An 11,124-nucleotide genomic window follows, 5' to 3' on the forward strand; every position below is an offset into this window, starting at 1 on the left:
AAGTCGAAACAGTACGTTAGAAGTTATTGATCACATTCAACTTGTTGAGAATGCCGTTAGTGAAATTAATACCATTAACTCTGGTATTTCCCAAGCGTCAGATAATCAGTGCGCAATGATGAAGAAGCTGAACGCAGAGGTGGAGATGTCAAACTCATTAAGTGATGAAATTGCTTACAGTGCAAATGCCATTGCAAATGTTCATGGAGATATAAGTCGAGTTTCGTCTGCACTAACGAAAGATGTGGCGGTTTTTAAAGTTTAGCTACGAAACCTACTAATCTGAAATCAGTCAAGGATAAGCAAAAATGAAAATTCTAGTTACAGGTGGTATGGGCTACATCGGGAGTCATACATGCGTGCAGATGATTGAGGCGGGAATGGAGCCGATCATCATTGACAATTTGTGTAATTCCAAGGTCGAAGTTCTTAGCAGAATTGAAGCGTTAACAGGTAAGCAGCCTACTTTTTATCTAGGTGACGTTCGTGATGAAGATTTCCTGGATTCTGTATTTGCGAAACACGAAATCCAAGCTGTGATTCACTTTGCTGGTTTAAAAGCTGTGGGTGAGTCAGTTGCAAAACCCCTAGAATATTATGACAACAACGTCAATGGCTCATTGGTATTGACACGCAGCATGCGTAAAGCAGGCGTGAAAAGTATCGTGTTTAGTTCGTCTGCTACGGTATATGGCGATCCGGACATTGTGCCTATTACTGAAGATTCGCCAACTGGCGCAACTACTAACCCCTATGGCCGAAGCAAGTACATGGTAGAAGAGTGTTTGAACGATCTCTTCAATGCGGAAAATGATTGGAGCATAACTCTATTACGTTACTTCAATCCAGTTGGAGCTCACCCATCGGGCACAATGGGTGAAGATCCACAGGGAACTCCAAATAATTTGATGCCTTTTATCGCCCAAGTGGCAGTTGGTCTCCGTGAAAAACTGTCTGTTTTTGGTAACGATTACTCAACACCAGATGGTACGGGAGTTCGAGATTACATCCATGTAATGGATTTAGCGGATGGCCACATTGCTGCACTCAAAACCGTTGGTGAGAAAGCAGGATTACATATTTATAACCTTGGTACAGGTAAAGGCTCGAGCGTACTTGAAATGGTTGAGGCGTTCGGCTCCGCTTGCGGTAAGCCAGTTTCTTATGAGATATGTCCTCGCAGACCTGGTGATATTGCTGAGTGTTGGGCGAGCACGGAAAAGGCAGAGCGAACTCTTGGCTGGAAGGCAAAGCGTAGTGTCTCGGAAATGACCAGGGATACCTGGTTATGGCAATCAAACAATCCTAAAGGTTATCTGCAGGAGTAATCTAATCCCGGCTGTAGATCCAACCTTATCGAATAGTGCAGTTTTATTAGCATATTTTAACAGTAGAGTAAGTAAGATGTTGAGTGTTGAATTTAATCCTGTGGATCACCCACACCGTCGTTACAACCCGTTGACTGGGCAATGGGTTTTGGTATCACCGCACCGAGCAAAGCGTCCTTGGAGTGGTGCTGATGAAAAACCAGCGATGGACGAATTGCCCAGTTACGAAGGCAAGTGTTTCCTTTGTCCAACCAATGACCGCATTTCAGGCGACGTTAACCCTGATTATCAAGGAACCTATGTGTTCAATAATGACTTTGCGGCTTTGATGGTTGATTCACCGGATTCGCCGGAGTCGGATAATCCATTATTTAAAACTCAGAGCGTACGTGGTTTGAGCAGGGTGATCTGTTTCTCGCCGGATCACAGCAAAACCTTGCCTGAACTACCAGAGGAGAAAATTCGTGGTGTGATTGATACATGGGACGCGCAAATTGAAGAGTTGGGAAAAGATTTTATCTGGGTTCAAGTTTTTGAAAACAAGGGAGAGGCCATGGGTTGCTCTCAGCCTCATCCACACGGTCAGATTTGGGCGAATAGCTTTTTACCCAATGAGATTGAACGTAAAGAGTATAACTTAAAGGCGTATTACCAAGCGAAGGGCAGCAACCTACTGGTTGATTACGTTCAGGCTGAGCTAAAAGACGGCTCACGCACTGTTGTTGAAACTAAGCATTGGGTTGCAGTTGTGCCTTATTGGGCGGCCTGGCCATTTGAAACAATGATGCTACCGAAAACACACATTCGTCGCATGAGTGATCTGAGCGATGAGCAAAGAGATGATCTCGCTGTAGCAATCAAAAAGCTGACCAGCCGATACGACAACTTGTTCCAGTGTTCTTTCCCTTACTCAATGGGCTGGCATTATGCTCCGTTCTTTGAAGAAGGTACAAACATTGACCACTGGCAGCTACATGCGCTCTTTTACCCGCCACTATTACGCAGCGCATCAATTCGCAAGTTTATGGTGGGTTACGAGATGCTTTCAGAAAGCCAACGAGATTTAACGGCAGAGCAAGCGGCACAGCGTCTGCGTGAATTAAGTGATATTCACTATAAGGAAAAGAGAACCTAGGATCGAAGGTACTCAAAAAGCAGAACATCAAACCAGTGATTTTCGAGCGCCAATGAAAAACGGGTTCGGGAATCTAAATACTAATTTGAACTGAGATTTAACCATGTCTGATCTAATACAGAGTGTAAAAGCCTCCTTTGAGCAAGTATTGGGCTATGCGCCAAGTCACACAATCCAAGCGCCGGGTCGCGTCAATCTAATCGGTGAGCACACTGACTATAATGACGGTTTTGTCCTTCCGTGTGCGATTAACTACCAAACTGTCGTTGCTGCTGCAAAGCGCGATGACAATCTAGTCCGAATCGTGTCCGTTGATTACGGTAATGAAGTGGACGAGTTCGATATCAGTCAAGAGATCACTTTCCAGCCAAATAAAATGTGGGCGAACTATGTTCGTGGTGTTGTCAAATGTTTGCTTGTACGCGGTTACTCGTTTGCTGGTGCAGATATCTGTGTGAGCGGAAATGTTCCTCAAGGAGCTGGTTTAAGCTCTTCTGCGGCGCTAGAAGTGGCTATCGGTCAGACGTTTAAGATTTTGTTTAGTCTGGAGATTAGCCAGGCAGAAATTGCTTTAATTGGTCAGCAAGCAGAAAACGAGTTTGTCGGATGTAACTGCGGCATCATGGATCAAATGATTTCAGCTGAAGGTCGCGAGAATCACGCGATGCTATTGGATTGCCGCAACCTTGAAACTGAGTCCGTATCGATGCCTCAAGATATGGCGGTCGTGATTATCAACTCGAATAAAAAACGCGGTCTAGTTGATAGCGAATACAACATGCGTCGCCAGCAATGTGAAGAGGCCGCACGTATCTTTGGGGTTAAAGCACTAAGAGATGTTACCATTGAGCAGTTCAACGAAAAATTATCAGAACTTGATGACTCGATAGCCAAACGTGCCCGACACGTTATCACAGAAAACGATCGTACAGTGGAAGCCGCGCAAGCTCTTCGTGCTAATGATATCAAGCGCATGGGTGAATTGATGGCCGAGTCGCATGCTTCTATGCGCGATGATTTCGAAATTACTGTAAAAGAGATTGACACTTTGGTTGAAATGGTCAAAGGCGTGATTGGTGAGCAGGGCGGAGTCCGAATGACTGGTGGCGGTTTTGGCGGTTGTGTAGTGGCATTGGTTCCGCCAACTCTGTTAGACAAAGTGAAGTCAACCGTCGAAGCGAAGTACGAATCCGCGACCGGATTAAAAGAGTCAATTTACGTATGTCAGGCAAAAGAGGGCGCGGGCGTTATTGAATATATTCGAAGTTAAGTGATTTGTGGGCCATAAATCGGCGTGATGTCATAGACATCCTTTCAACTATATTGGGTGTCTATGGACAGAGAAGTTTACCAAAGACTACATAGGGAACCCCTCAAATTGAAGAGCTTCCCTATCTTTTATTGAGCTTCTTGATTATTGGAAGTATAACACCAATGCCAACACAAAAATCGCAACTGCCAGCAGGGCTTTGTTGCGTAGCGTAGCAAGTTAATCAAATTAACGCTGACATTATTAAGGACCAAGCCGTTCTAAAGGCTGACATTAGCAATACCACCGAGAGAGCGACGGTTTTCGTTACGGTTGCTGCTGTTGTGGGTATTACTGTCGTAGCTATGTTGTGTATGTATATTTCTAAGAATATCACTCGTAATGTACTATCGGTTCAGAAGCAGGCAGAAAAACTAAGCCGAGGTGAGATTAGTTCGAGTGTAGCCCCGATTGAAGGCCGTGATGAGCTAGCTCATATGAGGCAGTCGCTTAATGACATGGAGCTACAACTGTATAAGACAGTTTGTGATGTTAAATCTTGTATTGATCTTTTGGCGTCGGCTGCGGAAGAGATGTCCGTTGTTAATGGCGATATCTTAGCTAGCGCTGAATCGCAAATGCTAGAGACTGACCAGGTTGCAACTGCTATGAATGAAATGACGGTCGCAATCTCTGAGGTTGCTGTAAGGGCGACCGAGGCTGCCGATGGCGCGGAACGAACCACTGCTTCTTCACGTGATGGCCAAGCGGTGATGAATGAGACTTCTGACAAAATCACTTGTTTGGTTGAGCAAATGGGCACAATGAGCTCAGAGGTTGCAACCTTGGCTCAGGGAACGAGTCAAGTTTCTGATATTACAGAGGTGATTCAGAAAATAGCTGAACAAACAAACCTGTTGGCTCTGAATGCGGCTATTGAAGCTGCTCGAGCTGGTGAGCAAGGGCGTGGTTTTGCTGTTGTTGCTGATGAGGTTAGGCAGTTGGCTCAAGGAACCCAGCGCGCTGTTGAGCAGATAGGTCAACATATCTCAGTGCTGCAAAGCAATACCACTCAGGTTGTGGAGTCATTAGACTCTGGTCAGCAAACGCTAGAAGAAACTGTTGTTCAATCAAACTCAGCAGGAGACTCGTTTGTTCTGATTTCAGGCAGTATTGAGCAAATGAATGACCTTAGCATTCAAATTGCAGCAGCGACTGAAGAGCAAAGTGCAACGGCTGACATGATTAACCAGAGTATTGTTTCTGTTCGTGAACAGGTAGATAAAACCCTGACTATGGTGCAAGAAAGCAACCAAGCTGCTGATGAACTGGCTCGAATGTCAGTGCATCTATCAAACGAGTTACAATTCTTTAAGGTGAGCTAACTTAGATAGCGAATGCCTATTGCTGACTGAGTGACTTAAAAGCAATGTTCGAGGCGCTGATTGATATATAGCGCCTTATCTTATGTTACTGAACCAACGCAGATTCAAACACCGTCGTACGGTTACGTCCATTTTGCTTTGAAAAGTAGAGCGCCTTGTCGGCGTGTTCAAGCCACATTAAATGGCTAGTTTGAATGGTGGACAGTTCGCATACCCCTAGGCTGATGGTGTATTTAACGGACACTTGTTCACAGTCGACGCGAGCTTGATCGATTTTCTTACGTAGTCGCTCTGTAAAGTAGAGTGCTTGGTCTGCGCAGGTTCCGGGTAGCAAGACGGTAAACTCTTCTCCGCCATAGCGCCCACAGATATCTGTACCTCGTGATGCTTTTCTTAACTCATCTGCTGTGTGTCGGATCACCTCATCACCTATCGTATGACCATAGGTATCATTGACGCGTTTGAAATGATCAATATCGAAGATAACCAATGAAGAGGTTGCCCCTGTAATCTGGCACTGTTCAAACTCACGCTGCAAACAATTTTCCCAATGAGCGCGATTATATAGTTTGGTTAGGCCATCAGTTCTGCTTAGGTCAGACAGCTTCTGGTTTGAATCAGTAAGGTGAATCTTATTCTTAGCAATGTCAGTGACGTCATTGATGATGATGCTTACGTGAGAGGTCTCACCGTTGACAGACGTTAACGGCGAAAAAGTGATGTTCTGGCGCATCTCTCTGAGACCATTCGAAATAGGACTGAAATTCTTGAAGTTGAATAGGTAAGGGCGGTCTTCCCAGCAAGAAAATCCGCGACTGTTTAAGGAAAAAGCGGTATCGACTTTGCTGCGCAGCCACTGTTCGGGTAGGTCACGTACGACATCGAACAACTTGCGGCCAACGATGTGCTCAGCACCAATGCCGCTGTACGATTGCATAAAGGTATTCCAAACACATACTTGATAATCTTTATCCACGACGATTAATCCGGCATCCAAGTCGCCAAGGATCTGCATTACCCAATGCAGATCGCCAATATCGGTTGACCTCATAACACGCTCTCCAAAATGTCTTCGATCGCACTCAAAGATTCAAAATCCATTAAAAAGATAATGTCACAGGCAATATCAAGGTTTTCTGCCTTGTAGACAAATTCAATGGTAAAAACCTCTTGCTCGTAGCCTTTAAGAAATTGTTCGCAGACCAAAGACACTTGCAGTAACTCTTTTTCCAATACGATCGGTTGCCTTAGAGAGATAGAAATATCGAGCTGTTTGCTGAAAGAGTTCAGGAAAGAGGAAACTAAGATATTAGAGATGTCTAATATCGTTTCATTGACCGAGCTGTTGAACTTGTTCTCGTCCGATTGGGTTATCGCTTCAAAACCAGAGCCATGCAGGCAAACTAAGGCTTCACCGTTGATGCCATTGCCGACAAAACGTTGTGACACTGCGCGTGAATCGGCGTTGTTGACGATGTCTTGAACCGTCATGGTCAGCTCAGACTGGTGCAATGTCGCTACATTCGGTAGTGGCATTTCAATAAACCGGCCCATTTGCTGAGCGATGATAGAGGCACTTGAACCCAACGCAACATTACTCATCTCTTTAATTGCAGCAAATAGGTCAATTGCTTTGCCCTGTTGAGTTGTTGGTCGAGCTTCAATATGTCTTAGTGGCAAGTTGAACTTGTCGAACAGAGCCGCTAGGTCAGAAGTAACGAAAGGTTTCTCAATAAAGTCTAGCGCGCCTAAATCGGCACAACGTGACTTTGCCTCTTGCTGGATGTCTCCTGAAACCACTACGGTGTGAGTGAAGTAGTCTTTCACTGGCATTGACGCTAGAACTTCAAAGCCATCCATCACCGGCATGGTGAGATCTAAGAACAGAAGATCGATATTGTGCTCAAGCATGATATCAAGCGCTGCCCGACCGTGCTCCGCTTGGTGGATGGTAAGATTAGCCGAGGGGTCGATTCTACCGATAATTGACTTGCGAGCAATTTTCGAGTCATCACACACTAAGATGTTCATTTAATGTCATTCTTTAGCCTGTTAGGAATTGCCACGCGGATCGAAGGTATGAATCGAGAAAAATATCGTGACCTTGGTTCAGATATTAATAATTAACATATTTATCGTTATGATTTCACGCGCTTTTTATAAAGCAATCAGAAAAGTTGGAAGCTCGACACAGAATTAAAATGTTTGAGGTGGCATGGTCAGTGCGACTTTCGATCTAGGTAACTTATTGAGTAAGTGACATATAAACCACGCGGTGTCGACGATATGATTTAACTTCAAACCTGTTCCTATGCCCATTCCGTGACACAGATAGATAACATCCTCTGTCGCTACGTTTCCGGCTGCCCCTTTCGCATAAGGGCACCCGCCTAAACCTGCAACGCTGGAGTCGATAGTTGATACGCCCATAAGAAGTGCTTGGTACAAATTTGCTAATCCTTGTCCGTAGGTGTCGTGAAAATGGGCAGCAAGTTCTAACGTGTCTGATTGAGTAAGTATGGTATCGAGCACATCAGCTATTTTATTCGGCGTGCCAGTGCCGACGGTATCGCCTAAAGAGACCTCATAGCACCCCATGTCTAACATGGCGCGAGTAACGTCACGTACTTGAGTAGGAGCTGTTGGGCCGTCGTAAGGGCAATCAACAATACAAGAAAGATAGCCGCGCACCGGAAGTTGGTGCTTTGATGCCAACTCTATGACGTCGCTAAACCTATCTAAGCTTTGTGAGATAGAGCAATTGATATTGCGCTGGCAAAAACCTTCAGACGCCGAAGTAAAAACGGCTACCTGGTCAACGCCACACTCTATTGCCGCCTCTAATCCTTGAACGTTAGGCGTTAGAGCAGAATAGGTAACATGTTTTTGGCGAGATATCTGCTTGAACACGTCGCCTGAACTCGCCATTTGCGGCACTTTAGTTTCAGAAACAAAGGCGCCGGATTCAATGTGAGTAAGACCTGAGTGCGACAGGCGGTCGATAAGCTCTATTTTTGCCTCAAGAGAGACAGATGGTTCGTTTTGCAATCCATCTCGTGGACCGACTTCGACAATGTTGACTGACTTAGGGAGTGAGTTACTTAAAGACATTGCAGTCACTCCTCAGGGTTACCCGTTGGCCAATTTGGAGAGCGTTTGTTGAGAAACGCAGTTAAGCCCTCTTGCCCTTGGGGTGAGACGCGGATATTTGCGATCAGTTCGCTAGTATAGTGCTTTAATGCATCATCAATGTCGGCTGAATAACAGTGTTGGCAGAGTTTTTTCACCTCTATCAAAGCTTGAGGGCTATGTTCTAATATCGGTGTGAGCCATTCTAGCGCTTCAATGCTTAGCTCATGGTTTTCGGTAACCTTATGAACCAGGCCTAGTGAGCATGCGGTATTGGCATCAATTTTCTCTGCCGACAACATATAGCGCCGCGCATTTCGAACTCCCATTGCGCGGATAACGTAGGGGGCGATGGTGGCAGGGATAAGCCCTAACTTAACTTCGCTTAAGCAAAACTCTGAGTTTTGATGAGCGATCACCATGTCGCAGCAGCAGACTAGACCAAGCGCACCACCGTATGCACAGCCCTGAGTGACGGCAACGGTTGGGTGAGGGAAGCGGTCGAGTTTTTCTAGTAGCGTCGCCAGTTGAAAGGCATCAAGTTGGTTTTGTTGCTGACTTTTATCGACCATAGAACGCATCCACTCTACGTCGGCTCCGGCAGAAAAGTGTTTTCCGTTGCCAGATATAACGAGTGCGCGCACGCTTGGATTTGCCGAGAGGGCGTCTAGATAGTGAATTAGCTGAGAAATAACTTCAGCATTGAAAGCATTCGCTTGGCGAGGGCGATTAAGCGAAAGGCTTGCTACTCCGTTGTGATCTAGTGTCATTAAGACACTATCGGATTTGGGGTTCTGCTTGGTTGGCATAGTTTCCTCACATCCTAAAAATACCGAACTTGCTGTCACTGACGCTTGAGTTGTTAGCGATGTTAAGTGCGTTGGCTAACAGTTTTCGGGTGTCTTTGGGATCGATAATGCCATCGTCCCAAAGCCTTGCACTGGCTCAGACATTGCGGGAATATAGGCTCCCCCAGCGGTGCACAGGCCGAGTACGACAGCAATTTGCGCAATCCCTTCGCCAGACATACGCGCTTGATTGAAAAAGATTCGGCCAAAGTGCTCCTTGTCTGCAAAAACGTCAGCTTGATGGGGAAGGTTCGCACCCCCAGAATCGACGAGGTAAACGCAGGGTAATTCGCAGCGTTGAGCAATTTCTTGAGCTCGAAGGTGTTTTTTTACTGTTAGAGGGTAGTAAGTACCACCTTTAACCGATGGATCGTTTGCGATCACCATACAGTGTTGGCCGTTTACTCTGCCTATTCCCGCGACTACTCCTGCGCAGGGGACGTTCTCTTCATAGACCTGCCACGCCGCGAATTGCCCAATCTCTAGAAAAGGGCTTTGGTCATCGAGTAGTAGATCGATACGTTCACGCACGGGTAACTTACCTTTGCGACGTTGATGTTCCAGAGCCTTCTCTCCACCACCATGCTTAATCACGTCAATGTCTAAATTAAGCTGCTTGACCAAGGAGCTCATGGCAGCAAAATTGTCGTTGTACAGTGGCGCTTGTTTGTTAATTTTTGTCTTGATTACAGGCATAGAAAGCACCTTCTCAACGGGTTTCTTCGAATAACTCACGACCAATGAGCATACGGCGAATTTCAGATGTGCCAGCACCAATTTCGTATAGCTTGGCGTCTCTGAGCAGACGGCCTGCTGGGAACTCATTGATGTAGCCATTGCCGCCTAACAGTTGAATGGCGTCGAGTGCTATTTGAGTAGCTAGCTCAGCACAATAGAGAATAACGCCAGCGGCATCTTTGCGGGTGGCATGTCCGTTATCGCAAGCGTTGGCGACTGCATACAAGTAAGCGCGTGCGGCATTGGTGCGGGTGTACATGTCGGCAACCTTGGCTTGAACCAATTGGAACTCACCAATTGACTGGCCAAACTGTTTGCGATCGTGGATATAGGGGATAACTAGATCTAGGCAGGATTGCATGATTCCCAACGGGCCCGCTGCGAGAACAACACGTTCATAATCGAGCCCACTCATTAGCACTTTGACCCCTTGGTTTACTTCACCTAGTACATTTTCCACTGGGACAGGGCAGTTTTTGAATACCAATTCGCAGGTATTGGAGCCGCGCATACCAAGTTTGTCTAGTTTCTGTGCGTGGCTGAAACCGTCAAAGTCTTTCTCGACGATAAAGGCGCTAATACCGTGGGAGCCTTTGTCTGGCTGCGTTTTAGCGTAAACCACCAGTACGTCGGCGTCTGGCCCATTGGTGATCCACATTTTGCAGCCGTTGAGTAGGTAATGGGCGCCTTTGAGTTCCGCTTTTAGCTGCATGCTCACCACGTCAGAGCCAGCGTTAGGCTCACTCATCGCGAGGGCACCGACATGAGTGCCTGCAACTAGTTTGGGCAAGTACTTTTCCAGTTGAGCATCATTGCCATTGCGGAAGATCTGATTGACACAAAGATTTGAGTGGGCGCCATAACTAAGAGCAACCGAGGCGGAAGCGCGGCTTAACTCTTCCATGGCAATGACATGGGCAAGATAGCCCATTTCAGCACCGCCATACTGCTCCGAGACGGTTACTCCCAATAACCCCATCTCGCCTAACAGAGGCCACAACTGATTTGGAAAGCTGTTGGAGTGATCAATTTCTGCAGCGAGTGGCGCTATTTCGGATTGAGCAAATCCGCTGACATGCTCGCGCAGCAAGTTGATAGATTCATCTAACCCGAAATTTAGAGGGGTATAGTTTGCTAGCATAATGCCTCCGAGTGCGACACATAGCCGCGTTTGAACTACTCGAAGACGCGTAAATCTAGCTAGTCGGTTTGGCTGACCAGCAGGGCTTTTTCACATCGCTCTCCAGCGACATTCAAATCTTCAAGCATATTTTTAATATCATCGAGTTGGCGCATCAGCACCGCCTCCTTC

10 protein-coding genes and 1 pseudogene are annotated in these 11,124 nt (G+C 46.3%); 5 read left to right on the forward strand and 6 right to left on the reverse strand.

The window, feature by feature from the left end; translation table 11 throughout:
• From QTO00_RS07375 to QTO00_RS07395, 5 genes are all read left to right on the forward strand, one after another.
• Positions 1–265: hypothetical protein (locus QTO00_RS07375; protein ID WP_331423997.1), on the forward strand; the 265-nt coding region annotated here is incomplete at its 5' end.
• A 43-nt stretch (positions 266–308) separates the two neighbouring features.
• Positions 309–1,328 carry a UDP-glucose 4-epimerase GalE gene (galE, locus tag QTO00_RS07380; protein ID WP_331423999.1) on the forward strand — a complete coding sequence of 340 codons (1,020 nt, stop codon included), beginning with the start codon at positions 309–311 and terminating at the stop codon, positions 1,326–1,328.
• A gap of 76 nt (positions 1,329–1,404) precedes the next feature.
• Positions 1,405–2,463, forward strand: coding sequence for a UDP-glucose--hexose-1-phosphate uridylyltransferase (locus QTO00_RS07385; protein WP_138974762.1), 1,059 nt, complete (start codon positions 1,405–1,407; stop codon positions 2,461–2,463).
• A gap of 103 nt (positions 2,464–2,566) precedes the next feature.
• A complete protein-coding gene (gene galK, locus QTO00_RS07390; RefSeq protein ID WP_138974763.1) occupies positions 2,567–3,733 on the forward strand; it encodes a galactokinase in 1,167 nt (388 codons plus the stop codon).
• A gap of 353 nt (positions 3,734–4,086) precedes the next feature.
• Entirely contained in the window at positions 4,087–5,097 is a 1,011-nt protein-coding gene (locus tag QTO00_RS07395; protein WP_331424004.1) for a methyl-accepting chemotaxis protein, read from the forward strand.
• 85 nt (positions 5,098–5,182) lie between these two features.
• Here QTO00_RS07395 and QTO00_RS07400 read toward each other — a convergent pair whose 3' ends face one another.
• From QTO00_RS07400 to QTO00_RS07425, 6 genes and pseudogenes are all read right to left on the reverse strand, one after another.
• Complete coding sequence (locus QTO00_RS07400) at positions 5,183–6,148, reverse strand: sensor domain-containing diguanylate cyclase (RefSeq protein ID WP_331424006.1); 966 nt, start codon at positions 6,146–6,148, stop codon at positions 5,183–5,185.
• Positions 6,145–7,128: a response regulator gene (locus QTO00_RS07405; RefSeq protein ID WP_331424008.1), complete on the reverse strand. Its 984-nt coding sequence runs from the start codon at positions 7,126–7,128 to the stop codon at positions 6,145–6,147. Before QTO00_RS07405 ends, QTO00_RS07400 begins: the two co-directional genes overlap by 4 nt.
• Positions 7,129–7,293: 165 nt before the next feature.
• Complete coding sequence (locus QTO00_RS07410) at positions 7,294–8,208, reverse strand: hydroxymethylglutaryl-CoA lyase (protein WP_331424009.1); 915 nt, start codon at positions 8,206–8,208, stop codon at positions 7,294–7,296.
• 5 nt (positions 8,209–8,213) lie between these two features.
• A complete protein-coding gene (locus QTO00_RS07415; protein ID WP_331424010.1) occupies positions 8,214–8,996 on the reverse strand; it encodes an enoyl-CoA hydratase-related protein in 783 nt (260 codons plus the stop codon).
• Between the two features lie 135 nt (positions 8,997–9,131).
• Positions 9,132–9,770, reverse strand: a pseudogene (locus QTO00_RS07420) (carboxyl transferase domain-containing protein); the annotation flags it as partial.
• 13 nt (positions 9,771–9,783) lie between these two features.
• Entirely contained in the window at positions 9,784–10,953 is a 1,170-nt protein-coding gene (locus QTO00_RS07425) for an isovaleryl-CoA dehydrogenase (protein WP_331424011.1), read from the reverse strand.
• Positions 10,954–11,124: the final 171 nt, after the last annotated feature.

It is taken from the genome of Vibrio sp. M260118 (assembly GCF_036533755.1).
Lineage (GTDB): Bacteria > Pseudomonadota > Gammaproteobacteria > Enterobacterales > Vibrionaceae > Vibrio.